At 66.1% G+C, this 15,887-nt stretch carries 14 protein-coding genes; 7 read left to right on the top strand and 7 right to left on the bottom strand.

Annotation, left to right across the window (positions count from 1 at the left end; genetic code table 11):
- Positions 1–104: 104 nt before the first annotated feature.
- Complete coding sequence (locus NCO8_RS09040; protein ID WP_067638065.1) at positions 105–458, top strand: histone-like nucleoid-structuring protein Lsr2; 354 nt, start codon at positions 105–107, stop codon at positions 456–458.
- Between the two features lie 161 nt (positions 459–619).
- On the opposite strand, the gene NCO8_RS09035 is transcribed toward NCO8_RS09040, so the two are convergent.
- Positions 620–1,000: a VOC family protein gene (locus NCO8_RS09035; protein WP_245655287.1), complete on the bottom strand. Its 381-nt coding sequence runs from the start codon at positions 998–1,000 to the stop codon at positions 620–622.
- A gap of 161 nt (positions 1,001–1,161) precedes the next feature.
- Between NCO8_RS09035 and NCO8_RS09030 the strand changes: the two genes are divergently transcribed.
- The 3 genes from NCO8_RS09030 to NCO8_RS09020 all read left to right on the top strand — a co-directional run bounded on the left by NCO8_RS09030 (position 1,162) and on the right by NCO8_RS09020 (position 4,657).
- Positions 1,162–2,646, top strand: coding sequence for a cytochrome P450 (locus NCO8_RS09030; protein WP_439951672.1), 1,485 nt, complete (start codon positions 1,162–1,164; stop codon positions 2,644–2,646).
- A gap of 61 nt (positions 2,647–2,707) precedes the next feature.
- Entirely contained in the window at positions 2,708–3,169 is a 462-nt protein-coding gene (locus NCO8_RS09025; protein WP_067638061.1) for an SRPBCC family protein, read from the top strand.
- A 12-nt stretch (positions 3,170–3,181) separates the two neighbouring features.
- Positions 3,182–4,657, top strand: coding sequence for an SDR family oxidoreductase (locus NCO8_RS09020; RefSeq protein WP_067638059.1), 1,476 nt, complete (start codon positions 3,182–3,184; stop codon positions 4,655–4,657).
- Between the two features lie 70 nt (positions 4,658–4,727).
- On the opposite strand, the gene NCO8_RS09015 is transcribed toward NCO8_RS09020, so the two are convergent.
- A complete protein-coding gene (locus NCO8_RS09015; RefSeq protein WP_067638057.1) occupies positions 4,728–5,687 on the bottom strand; it encodes a phytoene/squalene synthase family protein in 960 nt (319 codons plus the stop codon).
- On the bottom strand, positions 5,684–5,980 hold the full coding sequence (locus tag NCO8_RS09010) for a polyprenyl synthetase family protein (RefSeq protein ID WP_067638055.1): 297 nt from the start codon (positions 5,978–5,980) through the stop codon (positions 5,684–5,686). Before NCO8_RS09010 ends, NCO8_RS09015 begins: the two co-directional genes overlap by 4 nt.
- A gap of 363 nt (positions 5,981–6,343) precedes the next feature.
- Here NCO8_RS09010 and NCO8_RS09005 point away from each other — a divergent pair, with 363 nt between their 5' ends.
- Positions 6,344–7,012 (top strand): hypothetical protein, encoded by a 669-nt coding sequence (locus NCO8_RS09005; protein ID WP_067638054.1) that lies wholly within the window; start codon positions 6,344–6,346, stop codon positions 7,010–7,012.
- A gap of 23 nt (positions 7,013–7,035) precedes the next feature.
- Here the strand turns inward: NCO8_RS09005 and NCO8_RS09000 are convergent, their stop codons facing one another.
- The 4 genes from NCO8_RS09000 to NCO8_RS08990 form a co-directional block, all read right to left on the bottom strand.
- Positions 7,036–9,096: an AMP-binding protein gene (locus tag NCO8_RS09000; protein WP_067638052.1), complete on the bottom strand. Its 2,061-nt coding sequence runs from the start codon at positions 9,094–9,096 to the stop codon at positions 7,036–7,038.
- Between the two features lie 974 nt (positions 9,097–10,070).
- Positions 10,071–11,333, bottom strand: a complete 1,263-nt coding sequence (locus NCO8_RS08995; RefSeq protein ID WP_067639877.1) for a PucR family transcriptional regulator — start codon at positions 11,331–11,333, stop codon at positions 10,071–10,073.
- Between the two features lie 93 nt (positions 11,334–11,426).
- Positions 11,427–11,594: a hypothetical protein gene (locus NCO8_RS31800; RefSeq protein WP_166655812.1), complete on the bottom strand. Its 168-nt coding sequence runs from the start codon at positions 11,592–11,594 to the stop codon at positions 11,427–11,429.
- A gap of 207 nt (positions 11,595–11,801) precedes the next feature.
- Complete coding sequence (locus NCO8_RS08990) at positions 11,802–13,022, bottom strand: RsbRD N-terminal domain-containing protein (RefSeq protein WP_067638050.1); 1,221 nt, start codon at positions 13,020–13,022, stop codon at positions 11,802–11,804.
- Positions 13,023–13,182: 160 nt separating this feature from the next.
- Here NCO8_RS08990 and NCO8_RS08985 point away from each other — a divergent pair, with 160 nt between their 5' ends.
- Together NCO8_RS08985 and NCO8_RS08980 are read left to right on the top strand one after the other, a co-directional pair.
- Positions 13,183–14,619: a class I adenylate-forming enzyme family protein gene (locus NCO8_RS08985; protein WP_067638048.1), complete on the top strand. Its 1,437-nt coding sequence runs from the start codon at positions 13,183–13,185 to the stop codon at positions 14,617–14,619.
- Positions 14,620–14,709: 90 nt separating this feature from the next.
- The coding region (locus NCO8_RS08980) for a DUF3556 domain-containing protein (RefSeq protein ID WP_067638046.1) at positions 14,710–15,887 on the top strand (1,178 nt) is incomplete at its 3' end.

Raw genomic sequence — 15,887 nt, 5'->3', positions numbered from 1 at the left:
ACCAGACAAGTGGATCACACGGTCCGCATGCACGACTCGCGCCGAGTGCTACTACCCTGGCCATCGCCGAACCGAACCCGTATACACAACTGACAGGAATCCATATGGCGCGCAAGGTCGTTGTCACCCTCGTCGACGATTTCGACGGCACATCCGCCGCCGAAGAAACCGTCATTTTCGGCATCGACGGACACACCTACGAGATCGACCTGTCCGAAACCAACGCCACCAAACTGCGCAACACCTTCGAACAGTGGATCCCCTACGCCCGGCGAACCGGCCGCGCCAAAACCAGCAACACCCGCCGACACGCCACGGCGACCCCCGCCGCCCAGACAGGTCGCCGCAGCGACCTCGCGGCCATCAGGGCCTGGGCGATCGCGAACGGCCACACCGTCTCCACCCGCGGCCGCATCGCCGCCGAGATCATCGCCGCCTACGACGAAGCCTCGGCATAGGCAGGCGTGGCGAGCGCCCCCGGCCCGGATGCCCCGGCCAGTCCCGCCGAGATGTCCGGTGCCGTGTCATGACGCCGATTGCAAAGTCGGCGAGCTTGTCGGCGCTGCAGACGACTCGCGCGGTGACCGAGCGCCCCTGATCGACTGCGGGTCGGCCGCAATCAGGACGTCGACTCAGCGATCCGCCATGGTGGGTCGAGCCGGTTGACTCCGGCATAGAAGAGGCATAGCCGATGACCGTCCGGATCGTGCAGCCATGCCTCGCGCCACAGCCATGGAGTGTCGACGGGCGAACTGTCGAACACCACGCCCGCAGCACGTAGCCGAGCGCACTGGTTGTCGAGGTCGTCGGATTCGAAGTAGACGGAGACCGGCCCACCGCCGCGCAGGGATTCGACCAGCTCGATCGAAAACGTGCTGTCACCGTCAGGGCATCGGAAACGCAGGTAATGGTCGGTTTTGACGATCAGATGCAGCCCGAGCAGCCTATAAAACTGCTCGGACCGCCCAAGGTTCGTAGCACCGATAGTGATCTGATTCATCCGCATCCGGCCACTGTGCAACCTCAACCACAGTGCAGGTCAACCTCGGGCCGCCGGTCCGTCCGACCGGGCCCCGCCCGCGAAAACGCAACGCTCCGGGCGTCATCGACCGGAGCGTTGCGTTCGGCATTCGCCGACCCAGTTGCGCCTACACTCGCGATGTGGAACCCGCCGTGTTCGCGAATTTCGTAGCGCGAGAAAGCATTCCCGGATCCCAGCTCTCCGAGAAGCCACCGCATCCCCGGTTTCGGCTGCCGTTGGTCGGTGACGTCCTGACCACCGATTTCGCGAAGCCGTGCCAGCGACTCGCCGAGCAGGCGCGGGAGTTGGGGCCGGTCTTCGAGCAGAAGTTGTTCGGTTACCCTGCGGTCATCGTCACCGGGGTCGAGGCCATCGAGGAGGTCAACGACGAGTCGCGGTGGGAGAAGCATGTCGGGCACGCGTTGATGAAGTTGCGGCCACTGGCGGGTGACGGATTGTTCACCGCCTACAACTCGGAACCGAACTGGGCCAAAGCACACGCCGTTCTCGCTCCCGCCTTCACCAAATCGGCGATGGCCGACTATCACGCCGCGATCACCGGCACCGTCCGCGAATTGACCGACCTGTGGTCGACGACAGCGGAGTGGATCGACGTGCCCGCGGCGACGAACAAGCTGACGTTCGAAATCATCGCGCGCGCGGGTTTCTCGCATTCCTTCGGTTCACTGGCCGATTCCAACAGCGGTTCGTTTGTCGAAGCGATGGTGCGTGAGCTCTCCTATGCCAACCGCCGCACGGATGTACTTCCGTTGTTCGAGAAGGTCTTCCGTCGGGCCGACCATGCTCGGCACGAGGCCGATCTGGCGCACGCTCACGCAGTCGTCGACGACATCATCGAAGCCCGCAAACACGATTCACACCGTCGGTATCGCGACATCCTCGATCTCATGCTCGACAGTGCCGACCCGGAAACCGGGGAGCGGTTGGACACAGTGAACATCCGGAATCAGATCCTCACCTTCCTCATCGCGGGCAGTGAGACCTCCGCCAACACCATCGCCTTCGCTCTCCATTACCTCTCGACCCGTCCCGACATCGCCGCCGGCGTCCGAGCCGAGCTCGACGAGCGCTGGCCCACACCGGAATTCCCCGATATCCGGTATGACGACGTGGCCAAGCTCCGCAGTCTGCGGCGCGTCATCGACGAGACCCTGCGACTGTGGCCGACCGGCCCCGGATACTTCCGCCGGGCCAAGCACGACACCACGCTCTGCGGCCGATACCGGTTCGCCAAGAAGGACTGGGTGCTGGTGCTGCTCCTCGGCGCCCACCGTGACCCGGCCTGGGGTCACGACGCAGATCAATTCAACCCGACCGATTTCTGCCCGACAACATTCGCGGCCTGCCGCCCCGCGTCTACAAACCCTTCGGCACCGGCCCCCGCGCTTGCATCGGTCGCCAGTTCGCGCACCACGAAATCGCCGTCACCCTCGCGGCACTTCTGCACCAGCTCGACCTGGAACCCGACCCGAAATATGACCTCGACGTGCGCGAAACCCTCACCCTCAAGCCCGCGGGTCTGCGCCTTCGAGCACGTCGTCGACGTCGTTAGGCGGCGGTCGGACCGCAGCCCGGTTGAAGCGAATTTGCATCAATCGGTGTGAACTCGGGGCGAGTGGGCACTCGGCCGCTGAATGTAGAAAATTCGATCCGAGGAGGCCGAGAATGAGCACTGTCATCGAAGCTGTCGACGTGCACGTGCCGGTGGCGACCGCCTACAACCAGTGGACCCAGTTCGAATCGTTCCCTCAGTTCATGCACGGTGTCGACCGCATCGAACAGCTCGACGACACTCACACCCGGTGGACTGTCGACATCGCCGGAGCTTCCCGGACATTCGATGCCACCATCACCGAGCAGCATCCGGAGGAACGCATCGCCTGGAAATCCGACGATGGTCCGCAGCATGCCGGAGTGGTCACCTTTCATCGGCTCGACGACTCGACGACCCGGGTCACCGTGCAGATGGACATCGATCCCGACGGATTCGTCGAGAACATCGCGGACAAAACCGGGGTGCTCGATCGCCGCATCAAGGGGGACGTGCGCCGCTTCAAAGACTTCATCGAAAGCCGTGGGTCGGAAACGGGAGCGTGGCGAGGCGATGTCGATCGCCCCAAGCCCTAGTCGCGAATCAGCATGCGGTGTGTGATCTTCGGGGTGACCGGCTACATCGGTGGCCGGTTGGTACCCGAATTGCTTCGGGCCGGTCATGACGTCCGGGTGGCCGCCCGGACACCGGCGAAGCTGGCCGAAGTGCCGTGGCTCGATCGGGTCGAGGTGGTCGAGGGAGATGTCACCGACAGCGACCAGGTGCGTTCGGCGGTGGGTGGTCAGGAGGTCGTCTACTACCTGGTGCACTCCTTGACCCGTCGCGACTTCGCCGATATCGATCGTGAAGCCGCGCGGATCGTCGGGGCGGCCGCGTTGTCGGCGGGGGTCGGGCGCATCGTCTATCTCGGTGGAATCGTCCCGCCACACACCGAACTGTCTCGCCACCTGGCCTCCCGTGCCGAGGTCGGCGAGATCCTGCGTGCCTCCGGTGTTCCCACCGCGGAGTTGCGTGCGGCGGTGATCATCGGTTCCGGGTCGGCAAGTTTCGAGATGCTGCGGTATCTGTCCGAACGCCTGCCCGCGATGGTCACCCCACGGTGGGTTCACAACAGGATTCAGCCGATTGCTGTTCGAGACGTTCTGTATTACCTGGTGCACGCTGCGGAGTTGCCGGCCGACGTCAACCGCGCCGTCGATATCGGCGGGCCCGACGTGATGACCTACCTGACCATGATGCGCGAATACGCCGTCGTGGCCGGGCTGAATCGTCGAGTCGTGCTGCCGGTTCCGGTGCTCACGCCGTGGCTGTCCGCGCAGTGGGTCAACCTGGTGACGCCGGTGCCCCGTGCGCTGGCTGTGCCGCTCATCGAGTCGCTCGTCCACGAGGTGGTCTGTGGTGAGCACGATATCGCCGCGTACATCTCGGATCCCCCGGATGGCCTCACCCGGTACGGACGTGCCGTGGAGCTGGCGCTGACCCGCATCCGCAACGCCGAGGTGCCCACTCGTTGGTCCGATGCCAGCACCTACGGCGCACCCTCCGATCCCTTACCCACCGATCCGGACTGGTCTGGCGGCTCCCTCTATGAGGACCTTCGCGAACATCACACCTCCGCGGATCCGGACACGGTGTGGGCGGTGATCGAATCCATCGGCGGTGAGAACGGCTGGTATTCGTTCCCGCTCGCCTGGTCGCTCCGCGGCTGGATCGACCGGGTGGCCGGAGGTGTCGGACTTCGCCGCGGCCGCAAACACCCTCGGCGCCTGCACTCCGGCGAGGCGTTGGACTGGTGGCGCGTCGAATATATCGACCGACCACACCTGCTGCGCCTTCGCGCCGAGATGCGGGTGCCGGGCCTGGCGTGGCTCGAGCTCGGTGTCGAGCCCGCCCCGAACGGTGGTTCGCGATACCGTCAGCGCGCGATCTTTCAACCGCACGGACTCGTCGGGCACCTGTATTGGAAGGCGATCAGCCCGTTCCACAGCGCCGTTTTCGGAGGCATGGTCCGTAACATCACGAGTACTGCGGAACGCACCCCCGATAGCACGCCGACAGGTTGAAGATTCGGACCCTCGGATTCGGAGCCGAGGGTCCGAATCTCGCTATTTCTCTCGGCTCGACCCGATCACCTCAGCCTCCGGTGGGGGTCAGTGCCCGTGCCCGGCTACCTCGCCGCGCCCACAACGCACGAGCCAGCGCCGAACCGGCGACGCGCGTTCGGCGCGCGTTGCTCACGGTCGCCCGCGCGGTGAACACAGCGAACTCGCTCTGTTCGATCCGGTCGAGGATCTCCGAATACAAGACGGCCGCGGTGGCGACGCAGGGTCGCGATACCGGGTGCAGCAACGCGATTCCGGCATCGGCGTACCGGTACCAGTCCCGGGCGACGGCGTGTTGAGCGGCCAGCGCGGACCGCACCTTGGAGTCGGTGCGCCGGTTGGTCCGGCACCACTGCAAGCGGGCGCGATCCACACCGAAAGCAGCCAGCTCGTCGGCAGGCAGATACACCCGGCCACGGTCGAGGTCTTCGGCGACGTCGCGAAGGAAGTTGGTGAGCTGGAAGGCTTTACCCAACGCCGCCGCGTAGGGCGCGGCCTCGGATCGGGGGCCGATGGTGCCGAGCACCGGCAGTACCTGCAGGCCGATCACCGCTGCCGAACCGTGGATATAGCGATCCAGCGCGGCCCGATCCGGGTAGTCGGTCACCGTCAGATCCATCCGCATCGAGTCGAGGAAATCGTCGAACAGCGAGTGCTCGATCCCGTATCTGGCGGCGGTATCGGCAAGCGCGGCCAGGATCGGGTCGTCGTGAATACCGCGAAAACTGTCGCGCATGGTCTGGGCCACCGCGTCCAGGCGTGCCGCCGCAGAATCGACATCGTCGCCGGTCGGGGGCTCGTCGACGATGTCGTCCGCCCATCGGGCAAAGCCGTAGAGCGCATGGATCGCTGGGCGCTGGGCGGGCGCGAGCAGCCGGGTGGCGAGGAAGAATGTGCGCCCGTGCCGGGCATTGAGCTCCCGGCACCTCTGATAGGACGCGCGCAACCCCGCGTCACGGATACCGGCGGCGTCGAGTTCGGTGCGAGTCATCGTTGCTCGGTATGCCACGCGGCCAGACGCAGGTGGGTCGACTGCCGTTCCCGTCCGACGCGGGACCCGTCCATCACGTCGTCTCGCACGAGCGCGAACGCATGCAGCAGTCCCACACTTGCGGCCGCGCGCAGCGCTGGTTCGGACGCCGCGCAACGCGCCCGGACGAACTCGTCGACGTGATCGCGTACCGACCTCTGTGTCTGCGCGAGCCACCGTGCGAACTGCGTTGAGCCGTCGTCGGTGGAGAGTCCGCGAGGGTCGGCTGCGGTGGCGGCTCGCTCTTCATTCACGCCTCGATTGTGACACCATTTACCTCAAATTGCATCGTTTGTGCGTCGATCTTGAGCGTATCGGCTCGCCCGCACCGTGGCGCCCGATCCTCGAAGACACACCTTGCCCAGGATGACCCCCGATGCCGTCGGCCGCGTGATCGGTGGACGCCCGTCCCGGCGCGAATTATCCGGGGTCTGAGCAGGTTTCGACCTTCAGTCGATCTCGGCGGCGTACATGCGCGGCGCGTAGGAGCCGCCCGGCTGCCGCAAGATCACGCCGAGCCGATTGGCCACGTTGATCTCACCGGGGCTGCGCGCCACGCCGCCACAAGTTGTTCCGCACCGCGGCCGGGTGTCAGAGGGGTCCGGTTGGATGAGCGCGTGACTGTCTATGACGTAGCCCGCCGGCTTCCTGCCATCGCCGACCTGCGGGACCTGTGCCGCTCGCTGGCGATGCTCGACGCGATCCTGAGCCCGGACTGGGAAAGCCGTTACTACTCCTTCGACGGTGCCTGGGCCGAAGGCCAGGAGATGGCTTCGATGCGCAACGGGTCGGGAGACGAATACTCCATCGTGTTCTCGGTGGCCGGGGTATATATCCGGGGCTTTGGCCACGAGTCGCCGATGAGCCCGTATGGCCATGACCGCCAGCCCTGGCCGGGAGTGATCGACGATGTTCCCGATGTCTTCATGCCCTTGGTCGAGGAGCCGGCATTCACCGACGAGGACGGCGTGCTTGCTGTGACGGCCTGCTTGTGGCGGAAGGCGACCGATGATCAGTGGCACCACGGCACGATCGACTTCCCCCCGGACCATGCCGACCCTGATGGGGCGAACTATCTGTTCCAACTACTGGTCGACCGCTCACCTGAAGCGTTCCAGCGCTTCGCCGAGGACTATTACGAGATCTCTGTGGACCTGGAAGCGGTACGTGACGTGTATGCCTTGCGGCCGCTCGACCAGGAACTCGTGTCGTCGTTGAACGGAGAGGCCACCCTGGTGGACCTGGCCCGAGACATCTCCGAAATCGGATATCCGCATGCCTCGTGATCGAGTGAACGGAATTCGATCGTTCAGTCGGGGAAACCCGCGGGATCGACGAGCAGGCGCTTGAGCACTTTGCCGGTTTCTCCGCGTGGCAGCGAGTTGAGGAAAGTGACATCGCGTGGGACCGAAAAGCGGCTGAGCCGGTTGCGGATGTAGGTGCGCACCATGCCCGAATCCAGGCTGGAGCCTTCCTGTTTGACGAGGAATGCGGCCAATCGCTGACCGAATTCACGGTCGGGTACCCCGACCACCGCGACATCGCTGACCTGCGGCAGATACGACAGAGCCTCTTCGACCGGACGTGGGAAGACGTTCTCGCCACCGGAGATGATCATCTCGTCGTCGCGTCCCGCCACGAACAGTCTGCCCTCCGCGTCGAGATAGCCCAGATCGCCGGTGTTCAGCATGCCGTCGGCCTCCTCGGGCGGAGTGTCGTTGACGTAGCCGTCGAACAGCATGTGGTTGCCGACGAAGATCCGGCCGGTCACCCCTATCGGCACCGGCTGGTTGTCGGCGCCGAGGATCGCGATCCGGGTCCCCAGCGGCGGACGACCCGCCGTGGTCGGGGCGGCACGGAGGTCCTCGGGCGCTGCCACGCTCGCCCAGGAGACCTCGGTGGAACCGTAGAGGTTGTAGAGCACATCACCGTAGTCCTCGAGGAAGCGATCGACGGTCGCCGCGACGAGTGGAGCACCACAACTGACGACATGACGCAGACTGCTCAGGTCGTGGCGAGCGCGCACCGCGGCGGGCAGGTCGACCATGCGCTGGATCATGGTCGGCACCGCGATGAGGGTGTTCACCCGGTGTTCAGCGACCTGACGAAGGCATTCCTCGGCATCGAATCCTTGCGCGAGCACCACGGTGGCCCGCACGGCGGTGCTCAATTGCAATGCCGAGAGCCCCCACGTGTGGAACAGCGGCGCCGGGATCATCATCGTGCTGCCCACGTGGATCGGGATTCGCGACAGGAGCGCGACCAAGGTGTCGAATCCCTTCGGATGCGGTCGCCTTGCGCCCTTCGGTGTGCCGCTGGTTCCCGACGTGAGCACGATCTGACGCCCGGGCACCGTGGGGACCGGAAAAGTCGTGTTACCCATGGCGATCAGATCCTCGATGGTGACCCGGCCCGGGTCCGCGGGCAGGTCGTCGGTGACGAAGCGCGGCACGCCGTTGTGCAGATACTGCACGAGGTGCTCGAGGTCGGTGTCGACGAACAACGCCGAAAGCCGGTGACGCTGCACGATCTCCTCGATCCGCCTGCCCGACAGGCCGGCGTTCAGCAGTGCGACGTCCACGCCCAGCTTGCCCGCCGCGACCATCGTCTCGACCATGCCGCAGTGGTTGGCGGCGAGCAATCCGATCGCGTCGCCCGCGCGCAACCCGACCTCGTACATCGCCCCGGCCAGCGCGGTGGTGCGCTTGTCGGTTTCGGCGAATGTGGCCGTGCTGACGGTGTCGATCAGGGCGAGCTGGTCGGGGCTGTGCGCCGCGCCCGCCGCGTAACCGCCCGCCAGGTTGAAACCCCACCGGTACAAGGACCGCAGTTGCCGCGCCGAGGTCACCGGCGGCGCGACCAGCCCGGAATTCACCACCCAGCGCACAAGTTCGGACTTGCGGCGGATCGGCGCCCGGTCGCCGTTTCCCACCACCGATGTCTGCGCCCCACGCACCACATCGACCGCACGCCGCAACCCGGCCCTGATCCACCGGACGGTCTCGGCGTCGCGCGTCTCCGCCAGCGCCGGATGCAGCCGCGGTGCGGCGAAGGCGGTGACGCTCACGCTGGTTCGCTGCTGGTCACCGGCGAGCCGGATCAGCGCGAAACTGCCCGTTTCCGGGTTGTGTAGTTCGAAACTCTCGTACCAGCGACCGATCCGCAACGCCAGATCGATGGTGCGCACGCCGACATCCGCGTCGCCGATGCGGACCTGCCACCTCGTGTCCCCCTCGGTGCCGGTCAACCGCTGGCATCCTCCGATGCCGGACCACAGTCGCGGATAGCTCTGCGGTTCCAGCAGCACCTCCCACAACGCCTGCCTCGCGACGGCGAAGTCCACGGTCACATCCACGACATCACTCGACATCTCTGCGCCTCTCTCGGCCCGGCCACGCTGCCGGGAAGTGCCCACGCATCCCGGCCACTGTGCCGCGACGGCGCCTTTCGTCAGGCACTGCACCAGAAGTCATGGTCGCGCACGGCACCGTGGCCGAACGCGAATTCCCCGGATGCTTGACGGTTACCGAAGAACATGCGCACCGGCTGTGAACACTGCCAATCGTCGGCCGATCGGAATGCGGGTAGGCCTGCGCGCTTCAGTCCACTCGCTGGGCAGGATCGACGGTCAGTGGTGACGGATCAGCGAACAGTCCGCCATGCAGGAGCTGGGCGACCGCATCGTCCCAGCGGTGCAGTTGTGCCGCGGGTGCCGAGAATCCGCGACTGGCCGCACTCGCCGGTGACCGCGGGTCCGCGTTCGTCGAAATCTCGGCGACCTCCGAATATCTCCACGACCTCGCGCGGGTGAACGCGCAGTCCCCGGTCGTCGTCGAGGTCGGCCTCGCCCCTGGGGTGACCAACCTACTCGCAGCAGCAGTGCACCGAACATCGCCGGGCCCTATCGACCTCGCTGTGTTCCTCGGCGCGGGTGAACGTCACGGCGCTGCCGCCGTCGAATGGTCATATCGACTGCTGGGCAAGCATTTTCCGCGACGGCGACGACTACATCCGCAACTACTCACAGCCCGAGGCCTTCCGGCTACCCGGGTACCGGAGACCACGGCGGCTCTACCGGCTCGATTTCGCCGACCAGCACACTCTCCAGCACGACTTCAATGTGCCTGTCCGCACGTTCTTCGGCCTCGATTCCCGTCTTGCCACGACCGCGCTAGCCGCACTCACCTGGCTGCCCGGTGCCTCGAAAGCGCCACGCGGACTTCACCTCCCAGGAACCGACCGATGGATCGTGCTGGCCCGCAGCTACAACGGGACCACCGGCTTCCGCAACAGCGGCGAACCTCTCTCGACCACCAGAGCGGAATGCTCATCGGTGCGACGGTGTCAGCTCGCGCGCGTGCCGGGGTCTTCGGGGAATTCGGCGGTTTTCGTGCTGCGGTGTGCCCGGATCAGCAGGGCCGCGCGGAGATAGCACAGACCGGTGATGTCGTTGAGGTCGAATCCGGTCATCTGGGTGATCCGCTTGAGCCGGTAATCGACGGTATTGGTGTGGATGAACATCTTTCGCGCGGTACGCGCACGTTGCATATTCGTCGCCAAATACACCTCGAGGGTTTGCATCAATTCAGGATGCGGTTCGAGGGAATCGAGGACAGAACTCAGATAGTCGCGGGCGGGTCCCGGTCGGGTGAGCTGATATTCGAATGCCAATTCGTGCGGGCGGTACACCTTGCTCGGCCCGCCGAGGCGGTGCACTATTTCGATGAGTTCGTGGACCTCTTCGGCAGCGCGCGGGATCTCCGTCGGCGCCGCCGTCGTCACCACCGCGCGGAGCGGTACCTGGGCGGCCGCGGACAGGCGTGTCACCAGGTCGTCGAGGTCTGCTCCGGCGAATTCGGAGGCAGGCAGCAGCAGTGTTCCGCCGTCCACGCTGAGCAGCGAGAGTGCCTTGCCGTCGCATCGGTCGGCGAGTTCGGCCTGGACTCGCCGCAGCTTGCGTCGGGCAACTACTTTCGCGTTCAACCCCGGTTCCGATTCTTTTGCATGGGGTGGAAGTTCGAGCGCCATGACGTGATACTCGGTGTCGATCTCGATGCCGCATTCCCTGGCAACCGTCGCGGTGTTCTGGCCGCCGAGCAGCGCGGAGGTGAGCGTGTGCACGGCCGTATGGTGCTCGCTGACGACAGCACGCAGTTCCCGCACATACGCCGCCGACACCGCGGCGGTGATCATGTCCTGGGCGTCCATCAGGCGCCGTACCACGCCGACCATGGTGTCGTAATCATGGTTGGTGACATTGGTGATGATGAGGTCGAAGCCGAGTTTGAAGCCTTCGTACACGGCGTGATGGATGGTGTCGATCGGAATGCCCTCGCGCGCCCAGTCGGCGGCGGCGGCCTGCACGCGCTCCACCCGGCCGGGCAGATCGCGGCCGTCGAGCATGCTCCGGGTGAGTTCCAGGCAGATTCTGGTGACGGTGGTGATATCACCGTCGAGCGCTTCACCGGGCAGTGTGCCGCAGGGGACGACGTTTTCGATGAAATGGACGACCATCTGCCGCGAGATCGCACGCACATCGCTCAGGGGTGTCGATACCGGGCGGCCCGCGGCGGTCAAGAACGGTTCGATGGAGGTCGTAACAGCCATGGTGAATCCTTCCCACCCGAGTTCGTAGTTACCGGCCACGGGCAGGTGCGGGCGCCCCGACGCTCGCCCACACCCGCCGCACGGTCTGGCAGGTCAGAGGCAGAAGCTCACTTCCAGCGGCCCCAGCGGCAGCGGCAGGCAGACCTCGACCGAACCCGAAACAGGTGCGGGCGCGGCGGCGGTGGCGGTGCCCGCGCTCAGCGCGGCGGCCGACATGACGAGCGCGGCAACGGCGAGCGGGCGGCTGATTTTGGCGTTCATATGTACTTCCTCGATTGTGCTCGTGAACGTCCCATCCTCGGGACATCTCGATCAGATCACGACGACTCCCGGATCTCATTCGTCCGGCCGAGGTTTTGACGTTCCCATTTCGCTCGCCGCACAATCCTCGGAGGAATCCACAACAAATGGTTACGGCCGTTTCCGCCCCGCATCGGGTATGTATACGGGCGCCGCCACCACGGCGGGTCAGGCCCTCGGTAGCCCCAGCTGCGCACAGGCCAGCAGCGCCACCTCGATGTCGAGCCGGTGCTCGCTGAGCGGATGCCCGAGCACCTCCTCGGCTTTGCGCACCCGATAGTGCACGGTGTTCTTGTGGACGTGCAGACGCGCGGCGGCATCGGTGTAACTGCCTCGCGCGTCGAGGAATACGCGCACCGTCTCCCGGAGCCTGGCCGCCGTCTCGTCGGTGCCCATCAGTCCGCCGAGCACGCGCCCCGCCCAGGCCTGGACGCGCGACACGTCGTCGGCGAGCAGCCCGGTCAGCGCCACGTCCGCGTAGGCGAGTACACCGCGCGATCGGGCGGCCACCGCCACCGAGCGAGCCCGCTGCGCGTCGTGGAAACTCTGCCGGAACCCCGCGAGCCCCGTCGCGGGATCCCCTACGGCCATCGACAGAATCGGTGTCGCGCGCAGCTCCCGGGCCAGCCGCGTGGTGTCCAGGACGGGCCTGCCGGTCGAAGCCAGCCACACCCAGCGGGTGTGCTCGTCGATGTCGACGGTCATGGGTGAACGGGCCGACACCGCAGCCAGCACCTGGATGCCGGCTCCCAGCACAGGCCCTGGGTCGGCGGTTCCCGGCGGTGTCCACAGCAGCACGAACTGGTGCCAGCCGCGCAGCGACGCCGACAGCATCTGCTCCGCGGAGGCCAGATCCAGCTCCTCGGCGTCGAGCACCGCGCGTACCTGGGCAGCGCGGGCGGCGTCGGTGCGTGCGTCCCAGCGGCGTCGCTCCGTGCCGTAGATATCGATCAGGCCCTCGATCACCTGGTCGATGTAGCTGTTGACGAGCTCGGCGATGCGCGCCGTCGCGGCCAGCGCCACTTCGGTGGGCGGCGCCAACTCGGTCAGTAACCTGATCGTCCGCTGCACGAACATGTGCTCGCCGAGTCGGTAGGCCCGCAGCAGCGCCTCGAGTGACAGATCGTGCTGGGCGAAACGGCGGGCGTATTCGGCGGCGGCGGGCGGCACGGTGATGTCGCCGAGCCCGATGCCGAGGGTGAGCATGTCGATGATGGCGGTGAGGTTCGACTCGGTGCTGGCGACCATGAGTCCGCGGATCTCGTCATCGTGACGGAACTCCGGGATGGTGTCGGCGAACATCGTGGTCATCGCGGGGGTGAGCCGGTCCAGATCCGCCTTGATCCGGCCCGCCACCTCGCGGACAAGGGCGTCGTAGTCGGGGGACATGGGCGCCGACACTACCCCGCGTCCACCCGCCGACCAGGCTGTTTGTATCCGTGGCACAACGGGGGCTCGCAACGCTGGTCTCCCGGCCCGTAGCCGCCGCGGAGACCGGTCCCTACGGTGATTGATGTAACTCAGATCACAATCAGCCTCGTGAGGAATCATGCGACAGATCGTCGAATTGCCCATCACCCGAGCGGTTTCCGCGCCGGACGCGCCGTGCCTGGCCGACGACACCACCGCGCTGACGAACGAGCAGTTCCGGGAGCGGGTGCACGGCGCCGCCTCGGTGCTGCGCCAGGCGGGCGTGCGCGCGGGTGACGTGGTCGCGGTGGTGCTGCCCAACCGCGTCGACCTCGTGGTCGTGCTGTTCGCCGCCTGGCAGCTCGGTGCGGCGGTGACACCGGTGAACCCGGGTCTGACCGACGACGACATCAGCTTTCAGATCGCCGATTCGCGAGCACTGGTGGTCGTCGGTGACCCCGGCCGAGCGGGGACCACCCTCGACGTGGCCGAACTGGCGCATTCCGCCGGCCCGGTCGCGGCAGTGGCCCCTCGCGACGGTCTGGCGCTGATCATCTACACCAGCGGTACCACCGGCCGCCCCAAGGGCGTGCTGCTCGGCCACGACAACCTTGCCGCCATGTGCGCGATGGTCATCGGCGCGCTCGGCCTGGACGACACCGACCACAGTCTGCTGATCCTGCCCCTGTTCCACGTCAACGGGATCGTGGTCAGCGTGCTGTCGCCGCTGCTGGCCGGTGGCCACACCACGATTGCCGGGAAGTTCTCCGCGACCGGCTTCTTCGACCTGGTCGAGCGGGTCCGCCCGACCTACTTCTCCGGCGTGCCCGCCATCTACGCCATGCTGGTTGCCCAGCCCGCCGAGCTGTGTCCCGACACCTCCTCGCTGCGGCTGGCGATCTGCGGCGCGGCACCCATGCCCGCAGAACTCATCGCCCGGTTCGAGGACCGCTTCGGTGTCCCGGTCGTGGAAGGCTACGGGCTGTCCGAGGGCACGTGCGCCTCGACACTGAATCCGGCGTCGGGACAACGCAAACCGGGCACGGTCGGCCTGCCGCTGCCCGGTCAGACCGTGCAGGTCGTCGACCTCGACGGCGTCGCGCAGCCCGCCGGGGAACGCGGCGAAGTGGTGATCAGCGGACCGAATGTCATGCGCGGCTACCTCGGCAAGCCCGAGGAGACGGCGAAGACGGTGATCGATGGCCGGCTGCATACCGGTGATATCGGCTATTTCGACCCCGATGGTTATCTGGTCCTCGTCGACCGGATCAAGGACATGATCATCCGTGGTGGGGAGAACCTCTACCCGAAGGAGATCGAGAACGCGCTCTACACCCATCCGTCCGTGCACGAGGCGGCGGTGGTCGGAGCGCCCGATCCGGTGCTCGGGGAGGTGCCGGTCGCGCACGTGGTCGCCACCGGCTCCGTGACCGCCGCCGAACTCACCGAGCACTGCCGCGCGCGGCTGGCCGCGTTCAAGGTGCCCGCGGCGATCGTGCTCACCACCGAACTGCCGCGCAATCCCGTCGGCAAAATCGACAAGAACCGGCTCCGCGCGGTCGCGACGACCGCCTGAACACACTCCACCGGAAGGTAATTCGGAATTCGAGGCAATTCCGGTCGCGGTCGCGCGCGCCCGGAACACGACAAGAAAGGCATGAGAACAATGGGGTTCAAAACAGGTGATTTCCCCCCGGTGGATACGGAGACATTTCTCGATCTGCCACTGCGCGACCGTGTGCGCACCCTGGCCCTGCACTGGGTCGAATACGGCTTCGGCTCACCGAAGATGATCCACAGCGTCTATGTGCTGAAACTTCTGGTGCTCTACATGTTCGGCGGCGTCCTGGTGTCGACGCTGACCTCGGGAACCGGCCCGTTCTGGGACATCGGCGCCTGGTGGGATCAGCCGATCGTCTACCAGAAGCTGGTGGTGTGGACTGTCCTGCTCGAGGCGATCGGCGTGGCCGGGTCCTGGGGTCCGCTGGCGGGCAAATTCAAGCCGATGACCGGTGGCGTGCTGTTCTTCGCCCGGCCGGGAACCATCCGGCTACGACCGTGGCGGCGGGTGCCGTTCACCGCGGGCAACACCCGAACACCCCTGGATGTGGTGCTGTACCTCGGCTTCCTCGCTGCCCTCGGGCTCGCGCTGCTGGCGCCGGGACGTGCATCCCAGTCGCTGCTGGAACGGCTGCCCGACAACACTTCCGGGCTGATCAGCCCCGCGCTGCTCATCGTCGCGATCGCGCTGTACATCCTGTGTGGGCTGCGGGACAAGACGATCTTCCTGGCCGCGCGTGGTGAGCAATATCTGCCCGCGCTGGTGTTCTTCGCCCTGCTGCCGTTCACCGATATGATCATCGCCGCCAAGCTGCTGATCGTGATCGTGTGGGTCGGTGCCGGGGCGTCGAAGTTCGGCAAGCACTTCGCCAATGTCGTGCCGCCGATGGTGTCCAACAGCCCTTCCGTGCCGTTCCGGTCGGTCAAGCGAGCCCACTACCGCGACTTCCCGCACGACATCCGCCCCTCCAGGCTTGCGGCGTTCATGGCGCACGTCGGCGGCACAACCGTCGAGGTGGTCACCCCGATCGTGCTGCTGTTCTCCACCAACCACTGGCTCACCCTGGCCGGCGTGGCAATGATGGTCGTGTTCCACCTGTTCATCACCTCCACCTTTCCGCTGGCGGTGCCGCTGGAATGGAACATCCTGTTCGCCTACCTGACGGTGTTCCTGTTCCTCGGCTACCCGAACAGCCAGGGGTACGCGGTGTTCGACATGTCCTCGCCGTGGCTGACCCTGGCGATCGTCGTGGGGCTGGCGTTCTTCCCGATCGTCGGGAACCC

Origin of the sequence: Nocardia coubleae NBRC 108252, from assembly GCF_001612805.1 — a bacterium.
Lineage (GTDB): Bacteria > Actinomycetota > Actinomycetes > Mycobacteriales > Mycobacteriaceae > Nocardia > Nocardia coubleae.
This window is presented reverse-complemented; position numbering and strand designations above follow the sequence as displayed.